Source organism: Streptomyces sp. NPDC006265 (genome assembly GCF_040613555.1).
Lineage (GTDB): Bacteria > Actinomycetota > Actinomycetes > Streptomycetales > Streptomycetaceae > Streptomyces.
In genome coordinates, this window is record NZ_JBEXSH010001504.1 from 1 (window position 1) to 1135 (window position 1135).

A 1135-nucleotide genomic window follows, 5' to 3' on the forward strand; every position below is an offset into this window, starting at 1 on the left:
GCTCCGGTACCGGCCGCACCCGGTGCACCGCTGCTCCGCACAGCACCGCACGGCACCGCGCGCACAGCACCGTACGAGGCACTCCACAGCCTCCGCACTCGCCCGGCAGCACCAGGTCGGTGAGGTCCTGCCACCACCGCCGCATGGCCACCACTGTGGCAACACGGGCCCGACCCGGCCACCCCTGTGGACAACCGTGGACAACCGCCTGTGGACAACCCAGCGCCCCGTCACCAGCGCGTCCCCACACGAGCGACCCTCGCAGGAGACACGGGCAGCAGCCCCCGTGTACGCCCCCGCAACGCCAAGGGCCGCCCCTCCCGAGTCGAACTCGGCAGGAGCGGCCACCCGCACCCGGCACACCCCGGTCTCACCTGCCACCGGGGCGCCCACACCTCACCCCGGATAGACCGGCGCCGTCCCCTCCGTCACCTTCTGCCACTGCTCGCCCGACGGCAGGCGGACGATGCCGTCCACCGAGTACGCCACCAGCGGCAGCTGGTCGTCGTCGGCGGCCGTGACCTCCTTGACGCCCGTCAGGGCCGCGGGCGCCGGCACGTCCGGCCTGGAGCCGTCGACCTGGACGTAGCGCATCTGCTCGACGCCCCCGTGCTCGCGCCCGACCACCACGAGCCGGCTGTCCCCGGCCCACGACATGGTGGTGACCTGCTCCAACCCCGGCGTCGCGGAGCGCAGTTCGACCACGCTGACGGCCGGCTTCCCACCCGCCTTGCCGTCCCGCTCGATCAGCCCGATGAGCAGGGTCTTCTTGCCGCCCTTCTCCACGACGAGCGCGATGCGCACCCCGTCGGCGGCCACCCGCACGGACTGGATCCGTCCGTCCAGGTGGGGCATCCGCACCTCCACCGGATCGCCCTTGCCCTCCTCGAAGAGGAGCAGCCGGGGATGGTCGGGGTCGCGGTCGGCCACCCACAGGCCGTCGTCCGAGTCCCAGCTGGGGGTCGTCAGCCGGTCCTTCTCGGCCCGGCCCTGGCTGCGCAGCAGCGGCTCGCCCAGCGAACCGCCCGAGACCAGCGACCCCACGTACAGCGACCTGCTCCAGGACCTCCAGCGGGAGTTCGGCATCGCCTTCGTGTTCATCGCCCACGACCTCGCCGTCGTACGGCACTTCTCC

The 1135-nt window shown here is 72.9% G+C and carries 1 protein-coding gene and 1 pseudogene; both read right to left on the minus strand.

Translation table 11 applies throughout. From position 1 onward, the window contains the following. A pseudogene (locus ABZ281_RS50180) lies at positions 1 to 145 on the minus strand (ComF family protein); the annotation flags it as partial. Positions 146 to 396: 251 nt separating this feature from the next. Beyond that, a partial coding sequence (locus ABZ281_RS50185; protein WP_356665600.1) for an LpqB family beta-propeller domain-containing protein occupies positions 397 to 1135 on the minus strand: 739 nt, incomplete at its 5' end.